15 protein-coding genes are annotated in these 16406 nt (G+C 71.4%); 5 read left to right on the forward strand and 10 right to left on the reverse strand.

The window, feature by feature from the left end; genetic code table 11:
• Nucleotides 1-28: 28 nt before the first annotated feature.
• Nucleotides 29-556 carry a hypothetical protein gene (locus ACFYPD_RS27105; protein WP_387119182.1) on the reverse strand — a complete coding sequence of 176 codons (528 nt, stop codon included), beginning with the start codon at nt 554-556 and terminating at the stop codon, nt 29-31.
• A 538-nt stretch (nt 557-1094) separates the two neighbouring features.
• Complete coding sequence (locus ACFYPD_RS27110) at nt 1095-1394, reverse strand: hypothetical protein (RefSeq protein WP_387119185.1); 300 nt, start codon at nt 1392-1394, stop codon at nt 1095-1097.
• Between the two features lie 413 nt (nt 1395-1807).
• Here ACFYPD_RS27110 and ACFYPD_RS27115 point away from each other — a divergent pair, with 413 nt between their 5' ends.
• On the forward strand, nt 1808-1960 hold the full coding sequence (locus ACFYPD_RS27115; protein WP_387119188.1) for a hypothetical protein: 153 nt from the start codon (nt 1808-1810) through the stop codon (nt 1958-1960).
• Nucleotides 1961-1975: 15 nt separating this feature from the next.
• Nucleotides 1976-2290 carry a hypothetical protein gene (locus tag ACFYPD_RS27120; RefSeq protein ID WP_387119190.1) on the forward strand — a complete coding sequence of 105 codons (315 nt, stop codon included), beginning with the start codon at nt 1976-1978 and terminating at the stop codon, nt 2288-2290.
• 172 nt (nt 2291-2462) lie between these two features.
• Here the strand turns inward: ACFYPD_RS27120 and ACFYPD_RS27125 are convergent, their stop codons facing one another.
• From ACFYPD_RS27125 to ACFYPD_RS27150, 6 genes are all read right to left on the reverse strand, one after another.
• On the reverse strand, nt 2463-3305 hold the full coding sequence (locus tag ACFYPD_RS27125; RefSeq protein WP_387119395.1) for a replication-relaxation family protein: 843 nt from the start codon (nt 3303-3305) through the stop codon (nt 2463-2465).
• Between the two features lie 337 nt (nt 3306-3642).
• Nucleotides 3643-5994 (reverse strand): type IV secretory system conjugative DNA transfer family protein, encoded by a 2352-nt coding sequence (locus ACFYPD_RS27130; RefSeq protein ID WP_387119398.1) that lies wholly within the window; start codon nt 5992-5994, stop codon nt 3643-3645.
• Between the two features lie 161 nt (nt 5995-6155).
• A complete protein-coding gene (locus ACFYPD_RS27135; RefSeq protein WP_387119193.1) occupies nt 6156-7943 on the reverse strand; it encodes a VirB4 family type IV secretion system protein in 1788 nt (595 codons plus the stop codon).
• A 5-nt stretch (nt 7944-7948) separates the two neighbouring features.
• Nucleotides 7949-8902, reverse strand: a complete 954-nt coding sequence (locus tag ACFYPD_RS27140) for a PrgI family protein (RefSeq protein ID WP_387119196.1) — start codon at nt 8900-8902, stop codon at nt 7949-7951.
• On the reverse strand, nt 8899-9819 hold the full coding sequence (locus ACFYPD_RS27145; RefSeq protein ID WP_387119199.1) for a hypothetical protein: 921 nt from the start codon (nt 9817-9819) through the stop codon (nt 8899-8901). The genes ACFYPD_RS27140 and ACFYPD_RS27145 overlap by 4 nt, the downstream gene beginning before the upstream one ends.
• 2 nt (nt 9820-9821) lie before the next feature.
• The gene (locus tag ACFYPD_RS27150; RefSeq protein ID WP_387119202.1) at nt 9822-10199 is read right to left on the reverse strand and encodes a pilin; all 378 of its coding nucleotides are present in this window, start codon (nt 10197-10199) and stop codon (nt 9822-9824) included.
• 508 nt (nt 10200-10707) lie between these two features.
• On the opposite strand from ACFYPD_RS27150, the gene ACFYPD_RS27155 reads away from it, so the two are divergent.
• Nucleotides 10708-11277, forward strand: coding sequence for a dihydrofolate reductase family protein (locus ACFYPD_RS27155; protein WP_387119205.1), 570 nt, complete (start codon nt 10708-10710; stop codon nt 11275-11277).
• 86 nt (nt 11278-11363) lie between these two features.
• Here the strand turns inward: ACFYPD_RS27155 and ACFYPD_RS27160 are convergent, their stop codons facing one another.
• The gene (locus ACFYPD_RS27160) at nt 11364-12221 is read right to left on the reverse strand and encodes a hypothetical protein (RefSeq protein ID WP_387119208.1); all 858 of its coding nucleotides are present in this window, start codon (nt 12219-12221) and stop codon (nt 11364-11366) included.
• Between the two features lie 744 nt (nt 12222-12965).
• On the opposite strand from ACFYPD_RS27160, the gene ACFYPD_RS27165 reads away from it, so the two are divergent.
• Entirely contained in the window at nt 12966-13871 is a 906-nt protein-coding gene (locus tag ACFYPD_RS27165) for a hypothetical protein (RefSeq protein ID WP_387119211.1), read from the forward strand.
• Nucleotides 13864-14868: a TRM11 family SAM-dependent methyltransferase gene (locus ACFYPD_RS27170; protein ID WP_387119214.1), complete on the forward strand. Its 1005-nt coding sequence runs from the start codon at nt 13864-13866 to the stop codon at nt 14866-14868. Before ACFYPD_RS27165 ends, ACFYPD_RS27170 begins: the two co-directional genes overlap by 8 nt.
• A gap of 23 nt (nt 14869-14891) precedes the next feature.
• On the opposite strand, the gene ACFYPD_RS27175 is transcribed toward ACFYPD_RS27170, so the two are convergent.
• Complete coding sequence (locus ACFYPD_RS27175; protein WP_387119217.1) at nt 14892-15626, reverse strand: hypothetical protein; 735 nt, start codon at nt 15624-15626, stop codon at nt 14892-14894.
• Nucleotides 15627-16406 lie beyond the last annotated feature (780 nt).

Below are 16406 nucleotides of genomic sequence, written 5' to 3' on the forward strand. Positions count from 1 at the left end.
CGGACGCCAGCGGCCAGGTGCGGCCTCTTCAGCCGTCGCACACCGTGTCGGCGTAGCGGGCGAAGTCCTCGGGCGTATGGAACGCGGCGACGTAGCCGCCGTGCTCCCCACCCTCCAACCGCTTGGTGAGGATCATGTCGGAGCCGGTCCGGCCGCGCAGCTCGCTGATCCGGAACGGGAAGTCCCTCACCGCGCCGATGTCCTTGTTCCACGCACTTAGGTCGTAAATCTGGTCATCGTCTAACGCGGGCGGTGCCAGCTTCGTCTGCCAGCCGGCCGCCGGGTCGAGCAGCACGACTTCCTCTGCGGTGCGGGCGCTGCGGCCGGGATCCCGCTCGAGCTGGATCACCTTGTCGGTGACATGGCCGTCGTCCATGCTGAGGTAGAGGGCGATCCCGTCGGTCCCCGCCTTGCCCCGGCACCAGTCGAACACCCCGACCAGCCGGCCGTCGGCGTCCAGCCGTACCCCGACCGCGCCCTCGGTGGCAGGGGTGCAGCCGGTCAGCCCTGCCAGCACCAACGCGCAGATCAGTCCCAGCATCCCCGTCCGTCGCATCCCTTCAGCGTGAGCATCGACGGTCACCAGGTGATTACGACGAGAGGACGACTTGACAGCACCGCGGATCGGCTTACTGGTTTAGTGCAGTCATTTGGGTCGGATGCGCCGAACGCACACCTGGCGGGGCCAGCTACGGGCCACAAGCCGGTGTCACCGGGGGCACGTGGAACCGCCCAGGGCCGAGCCGGGCAGGGGAAACGCCGCACCTCGAAGCCATGTTGTGCAATTCCCAAGCTGACAGTCTGGGAGCCACGCGCGGGAGCCACCGAGGCGAACGGAGCCGGACGAGCCCGGACCGATCCAGGCGCCGAGAGCGCGGCGACCAGGGCGAGGCGGACGTTGCCGAACGGCTGCGGAGTGGTCTTGGGAATCTACGGATCAGATGGCGGCACCGCACTGCATCAGTCCTCATTCAGTCCTCAAGAGGGCGGACCGCGACCACCGACACTGAGAGATGCCGAGAGGGATTTTCGCAGGCCAGGTGCGGTTAGGGCAGGTAGACCGAGGTGGGCAACTTGATCTCGTAATGCGCCAGTCATACCATCCGTAGGTCGAGCCCGGTCTCTGGCCGTAGGAACGTCGCCGTGAAGGTCATCGACCGTTCCGTTATGGCGGCCTCCAAACCGATCGTCTCGGTGCCGACGAGGTGCACCTCAACTGGCTCGCTGCTCTGCCAGTCCAAGTGAGCCTGTACCACATGCCGGCCTGGTGCTACGTCGACGCTTTGGGCGGCGCCGCGCTTCAGGCGCGCCACGACCTGCCCATCAACCTCGATTTTCATACGCCGCAGAACGCCACCAGCGTCAAAGGCGCGACGAACGGTGATCATCGGCATGCCTGTCCTACCCCTGGCCTGTGGCGGCGGCGAGACATGGAAATACCTCAGCGTCGTGTCCACCAAACCACCGGGCTTGGACACATGCTCGCGGAGGAAATGCCCGGGCCGCGTTGACAGCAGCGACTGACAGCAACGGCCTCGGACTGTGACGCACGGGCGAGGACGCCAGCAGGCTCTGTGCCAGGGGTCAAGCGCCGGTCCGGACCGATTGGGACAGCACCGCCGAGGCTACGGATAAGAAGGTCAGCGTCGGCCGCCCGTACAGCCATCGGTACTGCCAAGGACAGCCGCAGTCGCCGACGACGCCCGACAACCATGGACGGGCTGACCAGTCGCGGGTCCACCTGACCAGCCATCCGTGATCTTCTTCTATTCCCAAGGCCGGCGGCGCGCCTGGTAGAACAGGCGGCGTGGAGATCCCCGAGTTGCGCCGAGCACTGGACGACGTGTTCGACCAGGCGGTGATTTACCACGCCTACACCAACTACATGCGCGACTACGAGGTCATCGTCTACGTGACCGCCGACCCGAGGACCGGCATCCAGCCGGCACACCTCCGATAACTCTTCAAGCATTGCGTGGAGGCCGAGGCGAGCACGGCCCTGACCCCGGACACCTGGCGCAAGTCGTTAGATGAACGGCTGACGGACCCGGACATCGGGCCGGACCTCGACGGCTACGTGTGGGCCGTGAGATGGCAAGCGCTCTACCCGGGAGCGCAACTGGTTGCCGACTCCCGGCGTGCACAAGAATGGGCCGAGCAAGTTGGGATCGACTTCCACGAGGTCCGCATTGAGATGAATGGGCACAGCCTCACCCTGATCTTCAGCGAGCTAGAGGTGAGAGAGCTTGCCCTCGGCTACGCGCCCCACCTGGTTGCCGAGGACAAGTAGCGCCCAGGCTTGCGTGCCCGATCTGACGGACGCAGACGGCCACGAAGGGTCAACCCTGGTGCGCCGGCCGCAGCGACCGAGAGCAGGTCACGGCAGATGACCGACGTGCGTCGCGGCGGACCTAGCCCAGGAGGTCGCCTCGATCAAGCGCTGTAGGGGCCCGCCCCGCTCCTCAGCTGATATCGGCGTCTCCGGTGTACCGGTGCGGGTTGGTGGCGGTGTGGTCAGGGCCGTGGTCTGAGGGCAGTTCATGCAGCAAGCGGCGCGGCCCGGGGTCGGAGGCGAGAGCCCAGGCGGGTCCGGCGGGGTGTTCGTCGTGCAGGCCGGTGGCGATGGGCATGACGGTGGGCACCCCGGCGAGGGCGCGTTGGAGGTTGGCCTCCCGGCGGCGGCTGGGCACCCGCAGCAGCACCGGGTAGCGGGGCCCGAACTGGGCGAGGCGCTCGTAGCCGCGCAGCTTGCGTAGGACGACCGCGAGCGACTCGGTGCCGTTGTCGTGCTCCAGGAAGAACCCGACCTGCCGGTCGCCGACACACCACACCCCGTGGGCGTCGGGACGGATGCCGGCGATGGCGTAGGCGGCGGTCGCATGCTGCTCAGACCACCACCTCGCCAGCCGCACATCCTGGTGGCCGCGCGCGTGAGCGACGAGGTCGACGAACAGCTGATTGGTGCCGAGCAGGTGGGCGAGTTTGCGGCTGCCGACGATGCGTTCGGTGCGCTCGATGCTGCTGCGCGGTGGCCGGGCGTCGGGCCGGTCCGGGTCGTTGTAGGCGGTCGGGTGCACGAGCATGCCGAGCGGGCCGAGGGCGTAGAGGTACTGCCCGTCGCCGGTGGTGATGTCCACGAAGCGGCTGACGGCCTCGATGCCGTGCAGGGTGGCCAGCCGCAGCCGAGCGGAGCGGCGGGAGGTGAACAGCGCTTCGGCGATCTGGTCGGTCGAGAGCACATAGTGCTCGGCGAGCCAGGCGAGGAGTTGACGGTCGCGCAGCGTGAGCCGGCGAAGGTGTTCCAGCCGGGAGCGGCGGTTGGTGTTGCTGCGGGAGGCGAGGACCCGGGGGTTGGCGGACAGCGGGTGGAAGACGGGACGGTCGGTCGACACGAGTGGAATCCCTTTCAGGGGAAGGAATGGATCCCCTCCGTGGGAGGGGTGTCTGGAATCGGCGGCGGTCGCGGCCAGTGCCGGTCGGACGCCGTGTGCAGCACTGACAGCCCTGTCCGGGCGGACCTGTCAGCGGTGAGGGACATCCGGTGGTGAAGGGCTGAGGAAGCGTCCGCGGAAGGGGTGAGGGAAACCCCTGCCGGACGGCTGACAGATGCCGAAGGGATTGCCGCACCCGCGCCAAGGTCGCTCAGGGCTTGCCCTTGTCGCCCCGAGGACGGGATGTGCGCGTCTGGTCGGGCGGCCTGGAGTACCGGTCGACCAGAGCGTCGACCGCGCTGGTGTCCTGCGCCGGGACCGCGCGCGCCGCGACCTGCCGGATCGCCGCCGCCTCACCCACCAACGGCTTGGGTGGGCGGGTTTTCATGGTGAACGCCGGGGTTTGTCGGCCGGCCACCACCAGGCGGGTGGCGGTGGTGTAGGCGTCGAGGTGGGTCAGGTCGTGCTCGTCGAGTTCCGGCAGGGTGTGCCGCGCGAGGACCCGCGCGTCCTCCGGCGCGCAGGAGAAATAGATCTTGTTTCGGGCGTTCGCCGACGCCGCCGCGAGGAGGTCCTTCGGGAACTGGGCGAGGTCCTGGTGTGACAGCACCAGCGACAGCCGGTACTTACGGGCCTCGGCGAGCATCGTGTCCAGGCTGTTGGCGAGGGTGAGGAAGTTCTGCGCCTCGTCGATGATCAGGGTGGCGTCGCGCCGCTTGTCGGGTGCGATCTTCGCCCGGGCGGTGGCCGCCTGCCACACCTGCGCCAGCACCAGGGAGCCGAGCAGCTTGCTGGTGTCCTCCCCGAGCTGACCCTTGGGGATGCGCACGAGCAACGCCCCGCCGTCGAGGACCTCACCCATGTCGAAACTCGAGCGCGGGTATCGCATCGTGCGTTTGACGAAGTCCCGCAGCAGGAACGCCCGGAGGCGGGCGAGCACCGGTCCGATGACCTGGGAGCGCAGGGCGGGGTTCAGTTCGTCGTACCACTGCCAGAACCCGGACAGGCCGGCCGGATCATCGAGGTCAACGGTCATCGCCGAGCGAAACTGGGCGGAGTTGAGCAGAGGCGGAATGTGCTGCAGGGTGACGTTGGCGTGCCGCAGCAGGGTCAGGCACGCCACCCGCATGACATCGTCCATGCGCGGGCCCCACGCCTTGGCGAAGATGTTCCCGAAGATCGACACCAGATTGTCCACGACCAGATCCGGGTCGTCGCCGGAGAGCGGATTGATCGTCGGCGGGTTCGGCTGGTCCGGGTCGAACAGCACCACCCGGTCCGCGACCGATGCCGGGAGCCGGTCGAGGATGTCCAGGACCATGTCGCCGTGCGGGTCGATGACCACCGTCCCGCGGCCGGCGGTGATGTCATCGACGGCCATGTTCACCAGCAACGTCGTCTTCCCGGAGCCGGTGGCCCCCACAACGTGCAGGTGGTAGCGGGCATCCGGCACGGCCAGGGCCACACCGTGACCGCCGACCTGCGCGTCACCGAGCACCTTCATGCCGCGCCCGCCGCTGGCCACGGCGACCGGGGCGGGCATCGACTTCGCCCGCGCCCGATCCAGCCCAGGCACGGCCAGGTCCCGGGGCAGCGCGGCGAGCGCGGCCAGTTCCGGGGTGCAGGTGAGGAACCCGCCGCCGAGACGCCGCGACGCCAGCACCGCGGCCGGCGACGACATGCGGGTACGAGGGACGAGGCGGTTGCGGCCCGAATAGATCGCGAAGGACGACGCGATCGTGTCGGCGATGCCCAGCAGCCGGGGCCGCTGGTCCGTGCTCCCGCGCCGGCTGTCCTTGCCGACGGCGTAGCGCACGGCGGTCTCCCACAGCGGGTGGGAGGTCTTGTCGAGGATCGCCCGCACATCGCGCTCCACGCCCGGGTCGCGCCGCCCGGCCGGAGCTGATCGCGCGGGGCCGGCGGCGCTGCCGGGCAGGAACAACTCCACGAGCCACCGCAGGGGAGTGGCCGGGTTGAGCCCAGGGACGGCGGTTTTGCCGTCGCGCAATCGGGCGGCGGCCCGCCGGGCCCGCGACACGCGACGGGGCGCGGCCGGCCGGGCCAGGACCTGCACACACGTGTACTCGTCAGCCTTGAGCTGGGAGCCGGCGGACATCAGCGCCCGCAGCGGATCGTTGTCGTGGCCGGTGTGCAGCGGCAGCCACTCGGCGGCGATGGGCAGAAGGTGACCGCCCACCGCCGCCGGCACATCCAACGGCATCGGCGGGGGAGCGGTGTCCTCGACCGCGCAGGCGGCGCCGGGCCAGGCGGCGCGGACGGCGGCTTCCACGGCGCCGCGCGCGACGGTGCCGGGCACCCACACAGAGATGAGCAGCCGTCGACCGGTCCACGAGTACTGCCACACCACGTGCGGGCTGCCGTAGAGCAGCCGCCGCCGGCGCGACGGGGTGAGGGTGCCGGCGAGGTTGGCCCACAGCGCCGCGGCGCCGTGCGGGTCGACCTCCGGCGGGGGAGCAATGGTGACCAGGCGGGCGCCGACGGCGTGCCGGCGGTGTCGCCACAGCTGCAGCAGGTTGCGGCCGGCGACGGAGGCGACCAGCATGCTCGCCGCGACGGCGAGCAGCCAGGGCCGCTGCGCCGCCCAGCCGGCGGCGTCGAGCACCCACCGCGCGGCGCCCGTCGGTGGTGTGAGGACATCGGTGCCGGGCGCGGAGGGGCTGGGTTCGGCCGCCGGCAAGGCCAGGTACGTGGCGAGGGAGCACTTCACAGCTCGTCTCCTCCGTCGAGGTCGGCCAGTTCGCTCGGGCTCGTGGTGCAGAGCCGGTGCTCGGCGGGGGAGGCGACGGCCTCGAAGCTGGTCCGGTTGGTGCCGGAGATCAGCAACCCCGTGCCGACCCGGGCGGCGAGGAGTAGGCGTTGCTCGCCGGCGGTGAGCCCGAATGCCTCGCCGATGGCGTCGATGGCCTGCGGCGCCTGCTTGAGCAGCACCTGGGTGGCGGCGTTGGCGACGACGGCCTGGCCGAGGTCGGTGCCGAGGACGTCGGCGACGTCCTGGGTGATGACGGTCAGGCCGGCGTGGCGTTTGCGGGCGGCCTTGGACATGCGGAACAGGAACCGGGCGCCCTCGCCGTCGCGCATGAGCAGCCACGCCTCGTCCACGACGACGAGCCGCCGTACGGCCGACCGGCCGGGGGCGTCGACCTGCCGCCAGATCGCGTCCAAGGCGAGCAGGGTGCCGACGGTGCGCAGCTCGTCGGGCAGGTGCCGCAGCGACCACACCACCAGATGCCCGTCGGGGCGGGTAGTGCTCGGACCGTCGAACAGGTCCGAGAACGACCCCTGCACCCACGGTGCGAGGCGGGCGGCGAGCTGCCTCGCGGCGGGGTCGTCGTCGGTCTGCAGGCAGTCGGCGAGGTCGCGTAGGAGCGGGGCGGGCCGGTGGTGGGTGGCGGGATCCGGGGTGATGCCCGCGGCCCGGTAGACGGCCAGGATCGCTCGGTCCAGGGCCGCCCGTTCGGCGGGCGGCGGCTGCTGCCCGAGCAGGACGCTGACGAGGGTGTGCAGGAACAGGCCGCGTCGGGTGAGCACGTCCGGGCGGGTGTCGCCGGCCGGCAGATCCAGGGGGTTGATCTTCACCCCGGCTGCGCCGAGGCGGACCACGGTGCCGCCGACCGCGTCGGCCAAGCGCGGGTACTCGTCTTCGGGGTCGATGACGGCGACCTGCACCTGCTGGTAGAGGTTGCGCAGGATCTCCAGCTTCACGAAGTACGACTTGCCGGCGCCGGAGCGGGCCAGGACGACGCTGTTGTGGTTCTCCTGCGCCCAGCGGTCCCACCACACGATGCCCTGCGAGTCCGGGTTCACCCCGTAGAGCACCCCACCCTCGGCGGGCGGGTCGCCGGGCAGCGGCGCCGGTAGGTCGGCGGAGGCGAAGGGGAACGCGGCAGCGAGGGCGGCGGTGTCCATGGTGCGCCGCATCCCCAGCGAGTCCGTCGCCAGCGGAAGGGTGGTGCTCCAGCCTGCGAGGTGCCGCCAGGTTGCCGGTTGCACCTCGATCAGGGTGGACGCGGCGGCGGCCTTTACCTGCGCGCACGCTTCGAGGAGCTCGTCTTCGGTGCGGGCGTGCACGGTCAGGTAGAGGCCGACGCGGAACAGTTTCGCCGCGCCACGGGCGAGCCGCTGCGCGAGGTCCGCCGCGTCCTCGGCGACGGCGTCGACGCTCGGGTCGGGTAGCTTGCCCCGCCCGGCGTCAGCGCGCCGGGAGGACTCGAAGCGGGCCCGCTGGGTGCGCAGCCCGGCAGCGGCGACCGGGGCGGGCAACGGGTCGATGTGCAACGCCAGGTCCAGGCGGCCCGGCCAGGACAGCAGCGGCTCGAGCCAGGCCGGGCCGACCTCGGCCGGATAGCCGGTGACCACGAGGGTGGCGGCGTACCCGTCGCCGACGCGCAGCATCCGGGGCGTCACCTCCACCGAAGTGGGGGCGACCGTCGCGGTCAGCCCCTGCACCGGGCTGCCCTGCTCGCCCGGGTGGGAGTGGTTGCTTTTCGTCATGCCTGTCAGCTCCTCTCGGGTCGGTGACTCTGGTGCGACGCGGATGCGGTGATGACGGCGTCGGGGCCCGCGAGGCCGCCGGGTCGGGGCGGCCGATAGGGGTCAGCCGCGGCGGCGAGAGCGGCGGTGACGGCAGCGCCATCGAGGGCCCGGGTGGTGACGCCGAGGCCGGCCAGCGCGCGGACGGTGTCCTCGGCGCGCCGGCGGGCGGCGCGCTCGCCGCCGGTAGTGCGGGTGACGATGAGGACCTGCCGGCGCAGTGGATCGCGCCGCGCGGCGAGGTCGTCGAGGAAACGGGCATGGTCCGCCGCCGCGTCCGCCAGGGCGGGGTGCGGCAGCTGCTCGGCTGCCTCGGCGAGGGTGCGGGCGGCGCCCTGCAGGTCCACCGGTTGGGCGGACACGACGATCTGCGTCGGTGCGGACAGCGAGTTCAGCCATCGGCCGTATGTGTCCACCAGCGCTGCCTGCTCATCGGGGGTGCGCAGGGCGAGGTTGACGCTGGTGGCGGCGACCATCGCCGCGCGCGCCCCGGCCAGGCAGATGTCCCCGCCGTCGTCGATCGCGTCGGCGGGCAGCGTCAACGGCGCCGGCAGGGTCACATTCGACGCCGGGGCTTGCACCCAGCCCGGCACCGCGGTGGTCGTGTCGGTCGTCGACAGCGCCTGCGGCGCCCGAGAGTGCCGCACGGCGGCGAGCAGCCACACGTCCAGCGGCAGGCCGTCCCGCCGGCCCACGGCCACGCCGAACACGAGACCGCCGAGCACGACAGCCGCGCCGACCAGTACCAGCGCGGGAACGAACGTGTGCAGGGTCCGCCAGGCGCCGTAGAAGGCGATGGCGGCGACGGCGAGGATCGCCAGCTGCCGGAACGTCAGCCCGTACAGCACCTTGTCGGGAGCGTCGACGTCCGCCGGCATCCGCACCCGGCCCGCATCGGCGCGGTCGTCGTGGCGGCTCATCGGCCCACCGCCTTCAGCCCGCGGCCGAGGCCTGGAACGGAACGGGTGACCTGCTGCACGACGATGACCCGTACTGCCGCGCCGAGCATGTTCACCCCGCGGCCGCTGTTGCCCGTGGCCACGTAGCGGCGCATCAGCGACGGCACCCGCAGCGTCGTCCAGAGCATGACCATGACGACGAACAGGTTGATCGCGCCGCCCGGATCCACCGGCAGTCCGAGCACGGGCAGTAGGTGCTCGGGGTCGGTGAGCATCCAATGCCCGGCGTAGAGGGTGAAGCCCTGCACCACAGGCACGGCGAGGACGCCGGTGTAGGAGCGCCACCACATGCGGGCGATCGGTTCGGTCTGCGGCAGCGCGTGACAAGCGAGGGCCAGTGGCGCGAAGGCGGTCAGGACGATGACGACGGCGAAGCGGACGATCACGCTGAACGCGGTGCCCGCGAGCAGGACGGCGATGATCGCCACGCAGATCACGAACAGCAGCACCGCCGTGGTGTCCCGCCCGGCGAGGATGTGCGTCTTGATGGCGCGCAGCGCGCCGTCGCTGTCGCCCTCGGGTGTGGTGAGCGCGCCGGTCAGGGCGTTGGCCAGGTCGATGAGCATGCCGCACCACAGCTGCGAGAAGTGCGCGGCGAAGAACCCCACGACCAGCCTCGGAATGAGGTCCTTGGCGGTGTAGCGGGTGGTTTCACTGCCGCCGGCGGTCATGGTGAGCACCCCGGCGGCCACGAAGGCGAGGACGAAGACGGTGTCGACGACGAGCACCGAACGGCCCGTCAGCGCCTGCACCTGCGGCAGGGCGGTGACCTTCGGGGTGATCAGCAGCGCGCTGCTGATCACCCCGAACAGCGCGTCCAGGCTCGCGAGGATCGCCGCCGACAGCCAGTCCAGGATCTGGTCGAGTAGCCAGCCCATGGTCAGCCCCCGACGATTCCCTGGACGACCTGCAACAGGACAGGCGCGAGGACGGCCAGGCCGTAGCCGACCAGGGCGTTCTTCAGTGCGCCCTTGGCCCGCTCGACCTGCGCCGGGTCGCCCCCGGCGGTGGCCCAGTAGACGCCGGCCAGGACGAGGAACAAGGTGGCCAGGGCGGCGAGGATGCCGATCAGCCAGGCCCGCAGATTGGCGATGACGACCGGAAGCGAGTTCACCGCCACGATCGCCGGCGACCCAGCATCGGCGTGCGCGGCGGCCGGCGCCGCCACGACCAGGACGATCGTGACGGCCACCGTGACGGCGCGGCGGAAAGCGTGAAAGTTGGTGAGGGCACGAAGACGTGCGCGGATGCGGCACATGGGCGGGTTCACCTCCAGCCCACCCCTCGATCTAGCGAGGGGTGGGCGTCGAAAGGATGTCGACAGGGCCGCCGCCGGGCACTGGAGACGGAGCGTCGGCGAGCCGCGACAGTCCCTCGGGAGGAGCGCGTCCTCCCTGTCGGGTGTAGCGGGAATCGGTGAGGTGTCAGCGCACCAAGACGGCGCGGCACCCGAGGCGCCCGGCTCGCATCAGCCCCCACCTCGGGCCCGGCGGCGGGCGGAACCTCCCAGCGCCTCATGTGGCGCCGCGGAGGAGTTCCGCACCCTCAAACCGGCGTTTGTCAGCTCTGCCGGACACCCCCGAACCTGACACCGGTCTGACAGCGACGGCGCTCGTCTGACCACCAGCGGCGCCCCACGCGCGGGCATCGTGATGCCCGGCCCGCTCGGTGCTCCGTCTCATTGAATCTGGCACCGACGCGGCGTCGCCGATGAGTTCTGGGAGGCCGGACGGTCCAACCCTGAAGACAACGTTCAGGGGGTCTCGATGGGCACCGTGGTGCTGTACAAGAGCATGTCGTTGGACGGCTTCGTCGCCGGCCCCGACATCGGCGCGGAACATCCCATGGGAAAGGGCGGCATGCGGCTGCACGAGTGGCTGTTCACCGACCGTCCCGACCCGCGCGACAAGGAGGTCATCGCTGCGACGTTCGCTTCGGTGGGCGCGGTCGTGGTCGGCAAGCGCACGTTCGACGTCGGACTGCCCCACTGGCAGGACACCCCGTATCCGGCACCGACCTTCGTACTCACCCACCAGGCCCGTGACGAACTCGCTATGAAGAGCGCGACGTTCACCTTCGTCACCGACGGCATCGAGACCGCCCTCAAGTCCGCCCAGGACGCGGCCGACGACAAGGACGTGATCGTGATGGGCGCCCAGACGGGACGGCAGTTCCTGCGCGCCGGGCTGCTGAATGAGTTGCAGATCAACCTGGTGCCCGTCGTGCTGGGCGCCGGAACCCGGCTGCTGGACGACCTGGGCCACATCGAGTTGGAGCGCACGCAGGTGATCGCCTCCGACGCGGTCACGCACCTGCGGTTCCGGGTCGTGAAGTAGCGGGTAGCCGTACCCGGCCCTGACCACGCGGCGCCCTGCCTCCGGGCCCTTCGAAGCCGCCAGGCCGCAGCGAAGAGCTTCGCAGGTCAGGCGGCTGCCCGAGGCACGCTCCGCCGGGCGCCGGCGCGGCCGGTGCGAGTCCGCGCGCGGTGCGCGGACTGGTGCTGCAGACACTCGCGAGCCTTGGCCGAGACGACACCGCTGAGCAGTCCCATGGCGAGCGCTTCGGCAAGGCGCTGGTCAATGCCGTTCATCCGCTTACGCAACGCGTCGACGGTGATGCCCAGACGCGCGGCGATCGGTTCGATCGCTCTGCCCCCAAGCCGCAGGTCGATGTAGGGCTCGAGGTCACTGGCCTCGAGCAGACCGAGCCTGGCGGCCCGGCGAACGAGGAGGTCGGGGTGGCCGTAGGGAACATGCGGGGCGCGCGGGCCGATGACCTGCTCCAGGTCCTGCACCGGCACCGCGGTGCCCGCGCGGCGCAGCATCTCGTGACCGGCCCGCCAGGCGGCCATGCACAACGCGGCGTACGGGGCCGGCTTGGCCAGGTCAACGCGGTCGCGCAACGCGGTGAGGAAACCGGTGAGGATCTCCGCGTCCAGGTCGGCGCCGTCACCGGACCAACCCACGTGCAGTCGCCCGGCATGCCGGCGCAGCGCGGGCATCGCCATCGCCACCGCCGCGATGACCCAGGACGGTCCGTCCAGGCGAGCGCGGCGAACCAGGCCCCGCCACACCGCGTCACGCGCCGGGTAGGCGCGCGGATGGTGCAACAACCAGTCCCGCAGCGCAGGCAGTGTCATGACACCGGCCGGCAAGCCGGTGCCAGGTCCGAGCGTGTCCAGGTCGAGTGTCATGGGCTCGGGGCCCGTGGTCAGTGCCGCGAAGGCGGCCTCGACAGCGTCCAGCGGCGAGTCCGGCCAATTCGAGTCGGACACGGTCATGTCACACACTCCCAGAGGCGATCGTCGACGACACGCCGAGGTGGTGTCACACCGGCGCGGAAGACACGATTGCGCCACAGCGCCCTCACAGACCTCTGACAGTCCAGGCCAGCACGACGGCACCGCACCGGCACGCACCAATGCAGGCAACGGTCGCCGTCCGCGCCGGATCCTGACATCGGCCTGACAAGTCCGCTCTGACCTGCGCGTCGACATCGGCAGCCCGGTGGTGACACCAACCGCGTCGGCGGACCTGACAGCCTCGCCGGCCCCTCAAACCGAACCTGACGGCGGCCTGACCGTCGCACGGTGCCGCCGTGGCCGTCTCTGACAGCATTCCGCTGTCGGACACCACCGATACGGCGAAACGTGGCACGGCGTCTGACACGGCGGCTGCACCAGGTCTGACAGCGGCACCGACGGATGACAGACGTGACGGTCGTCGACGAGGCCGCCTCACCGCGCTGCACCTGACACGCGCGCGGCGACCACGACCCGGCGAATGTCTGACAGCGGCGGCCACCCCAAGCGTCATCCACCGCTGCCGCCATGGCTGTCCGTCGCCGTCGGTCAGGGCGGGCCTGACAGCCGCCCGGACACGGTTTGACCGATCCGGGGCGCCACGCTTTCACGGCCGGCGGTGCTGTCAGACCTCCGTCAGACCGAAGGCGTGTCCGCCACGCCTGACAAACGCCGATTTGAGGGTGTCAGCGCATCACGGCGCGGCTCGGAGCCCACATCCACATGAGCGAGCACACGCCGCAGCACCCCCACGACCCTGCCCAGCCCGTCGACCCACCCGACGCCGACCCGACCCTGACCGACGTGGTCGCCGGTGACCCACCGGTGCCGGTCACCGTGTGGCGCACCGCCCGCACCAACGCCGACACCGGCCGCAGCATCGGCGACCGCCTCGCCTACCGGCTGGTCGCCGCCTACAGCCGTCCCGGCGACCCGGTCGTCGACCTCACCGACGACCACGCCCTGGCCGCCGTCTGCCACGCAGGCCGTCGCCGGCACCACCCCGGCTGGTTCACCGACGTCTCCAGCCTCATCATCGGTCCCGCCACCGCAGCGACCCCGCCCGCCCCGCCGTCCGCTGACGGGGACCTGCCGAACACGGGCGCCTGGTTCGGCGACGACCTCACCGACCCCGACCTGCCCCCATCCACCGAACCGACCACCCAGGCCCGACACGGCACATCACTGCAGGAGGCGACCAGCCTCGTCGTGGCCCGCTGGCCCCTCGACCCCGCAGACGCCACCAACCGGATCCGGCTGGCATGGCTGCTGACCGCCTGCGCGCGCCTCCTGCGCCCCGGCGGCTGCCTCGTCCTCGTCGTCACCGTCCCCACCACCACGGCCGCCGGGCCCGAGGACTTCACCCTGGTGGCCACCGCCGCCGCGTCCGTGGGCCTGGGCTACCTGCAGCACATCGTGGCCGTCACCGCCGACACCGAAGGTGACGCCTTCATCTACCACGTCACCGACGAGGAACTACTCACCATCGCCCAGCAAGCCAGCCTCGAGCGGTGGGCGGTGGCGCACCTGAAGGTCCATGCGGACCTGCTCGTGTTCGGCCCCGTACTCGGACCGGCCACCAGGCAGGCGAACCGGCGGCGGCGCGGAGGCGGCGAGCCCCGTGGCTGATCACACCCCCTTCCCACCGAGCCAGGGTCAGCCCGGGGGCACTGAGGACGCCAACCCCGGCCGGCGCCCCGACGACGGCAGCCACCGCGAGAGCAGCGGTCGTCATCGGGCACCGGACCAACCACAACGGCTGTCGGTGTGGGCCACCGCCCAGCAGACCGGACCGGTTCAACGCCGCGGCCGCTACATCGCCGAGTCCGTCAAGCACCCCGCCCGGATGCTTCCCGCGATCGCCGCGCACGCCATTGCCGCCTACACCCAGCCCGGCGACCTCGTCCTCGACCCCATGTGCGGCATCGGCACCACCCTCGTCGAAGCCATCCACGCCGGCCGCGACGCCATCGGCGTCGAATACGAGCCACGCTGGTCGAACATCGCCGACGCCAACATCGCCCACGCCCACCAGCACGGCGCCACCGGCCGTGCCTCAGTGGTTCGCGGCGACGCCACCCGACTGGCCTCCCTCCTGCCCGCCGCGCTCGCCGGACAGGTCGCCCTCGTGGTCACCTCACCCCCGTACGGGCCCACCGTCCACGGCCTCGTCCGGCCAGGGACCGACGGAGTCGCCAAGTTCGACAACACCTACGGCACCGACCGCGGCAACCTCGCCTACCGCGACCTCACCGGCCTCACCCACGGGTTCGAACAGATCCTGGCCGGCTGCGCCACCCTGCTACGCCCCGGCGGCACCGTCGTGGTCACCGCCCGCCCCTGGCGCAAGAACGGTCAGCTCGTCGACCTTCCCTCCGCGGTCATCGCCGCCGGACTGCGCGCCGGCCTGGCCCCGACCGAGCGGTGCGTCGCCCTGCTCGCCGCGCTCCGCGACGGGCACCTCGTCGCCCGGCCGTCGTTCTTCCAACTCCAAGCCGTGCGCAAGGCCCGCACCGGCGGCACCCCGCTGCATCTGATCACCCACGAGGACGTGCTGATCTTCCGCCGGCCGCAAGCCCAGCCGACGCCGGAAGACCTCACGGACACCGGAGGTGGTCCATCTTGATGACCACCCGTCGCCGCAGCTCGCTACCCCTGGTCCATCAACCACTCGCCGGGCAACGCCCGCCGCACCGCGGTCAGGCCGTCGGCGGTCGCCGCGCGCACCCACAACCAAGCCCCGCCGTCCGCACGCAGGACCGCCCCCAGCCCGTCGAACCACCTCATCGGCCTGCCACCCGGCCCGGCCCAGAACGGGTAGTCAGGCATCGGCAGCCGCCGGAACCGCTTCTCCAGCGACGCGATGGCCTCATCGTCCAGCTCACGGTTGTCGGCGAACATCTCAGCCGAGAACATCCACTCCGACAGCACCATCTCCACACACGCCAAAGAGACCCGATCGAGGAACGGCTGCCAGGCCCGCTCGGTCTCCCTGGCCGAATCAAGCCGGAACACCACCGGCGGGTCGGGCTCGGTCACCGCCGACAGCGGAACGCCCCACTGCGCCACGTTCTGGTTCTCCACCCGGAAGACCAGCACCTCACCCGTGTCGTCGACGCCCACCTCATTCGGAGCAAGCAGGCGATCCTGACTCCGGGTCAGGTCATAGCGCCTGCCGACCAGCGCGTATGCCTCATGCACGGACGCCGGCAAGGGGAAACCCAGCCGGGCTTCCGCCGCCCGCAACTCGCCCTCGTCGCGGCCGTCGCCGGCCACGATCGGACTCGCATAGCGCGCGGCAAAGAGCCGGATGAATCGCCACGCGCCAGAGGCGTCACGAACGCCCCGCGCGAGTTCGTCGTGGAGATCAAAGCCGCCGCTCACGAGGCAGACCCTAGCGGCAGCCGGACCGCCATCCCGGAGCTCGACACCGGGCTCCCCGACGGGACCTTGACCGGAACTCGGCCGCGCCTCGCCGCGCCAGCCGCGCGATCGACCACAGTGGCGTCCGAGGCGGCGACTCGCCGCGGGTCGGCGCGCGCCAACGACGCCGGACAGTGATCCTGCGCCGGCACGTCTTCCTGCATCGGGCGAATACCCGCCGACGAGCGGCCAGTGTCGACGCAAAGGCGGGCCGTCGTGCAGTGACTTTCACGCCGCCCCTGGGACACGCGGTGGCCGCGCCGGGGCGGGAGGTGCGTGATTGACCACCAAGCCCCGCGCATCGGATCGCTGCGCACCCGATACGGCGGCCTCGACCTGGCCGTCGAACGGGTGCTCGGCGGCCACCTCGCCTGGTACGCCGAAACCGACCGAGACGCCGGCACCGTCTGCGCCCACCACTGGCCGCACGTGCCCAACCTCGGCGCACGTCCTGCCCGTCGACGTTGTGCGCCGTCAACAGAGGGTGACTGCGGCAAAGCCGCTACCAGCGGTACGGTCGCTGACCTCTTCGGGAAGACCGAAGGAGTCAACTTGCGGGCGCTGTTCGCACGCGGCCCGCGGCAACAAAGCGGGCTTGCCGCCGTGGGGGGGGGGGGGGGGGGGGGGGGCCCCCCCCCCCCCCCCCCCCCCCCCCCCCCCCCCCGGCCCCGCCGCCCCCCCCCCCCCCCCCCCCCGCCGCCCCCCCCCCCCCCCCCCCCCCCCCCCCCGGGCCCCCCCCGC

It is taken from the genome of Micromonospora sp. NPDC005299 (assembly GCF_042872345.1).
Classification (GTDB): domain Bacteria; phylum Actinomycetota; class Actinomycetes; order Mycobacteriales; family Micromonosporaceae; genus Micromonospora.

Coding starts and splice junctions, on each gene's coding strand:
- ACFYPD_RS27105 (WP_387119182.1), bottom strand. CDS start 556: ATGCGACGGACGGGGATGCTGGGACTGATCTGCGCGTTGGTGCTGGCA.
- ACFYPD_RS27110 (WP_387119185.1), bottom strand. CDS start 1,394: ATGCCGATGATCACCGTTCGTCGCGCCTTTGACGCTGGTGGCGTTCTG.
- ACFYPD_RS27130 (WP_387119398.1), bottom strand. CDS start 5,994: ATGCTGGTCGCCTCCGTCGCCGGCCGCAACCTGCTGCAGCTGTGGCGA.
- ACFYPD_RS27135 (WP_387119193.1), bottom strand. CDS start 7,943: ATGACGAAAAGCAACCACTCCCACCCGGGCGAGCAGGGCAGCCCGGTG.
- ACFYPD_RS27140 (WP_387119196.1), bottom strand. CDS start 8,902: ATGAGCCGCCACGACGACCGCGCCGATGCGGGCCGGGTGCGGATGCCG.
- ACFYPD_RS27145 (WP_387119199.1), bottom strand. CDS start 9,819: ATGGGCTGGCTACTCGACCAGATCCTGGACTGGCTGTCGGCGGCGATC.
- ACFYPD_RS27150 (WP_387119202.1), bottom strand. CDS start 10,199: ATGTGCCGCATCCGCGCACGTCTTCGTGCCCTCACCAACTTTCACGCT.
- ACFYPD_RS27155 (WP_387119205.1), top strand. CDS start 10,708: ATGGGCACCGTGGTGCTGTACAAGAGCATGTCGTTGGACGGCTTCGTC.
- ACFYPD_RS27160 (WP_387119208.1), bottom strand. CDS start 12,221: ATGACCGTGTCCGACTCGAATTGGCCGGACTCGCCGCTGGACGCTGTC.
- ACFYPD_RS27165 (WP_387119211.1), top strand. CDS start 12,966: ATGAGCGAGCACACGCCGCAGCACCCCCACGACCCTGCCCAGCCCGTC.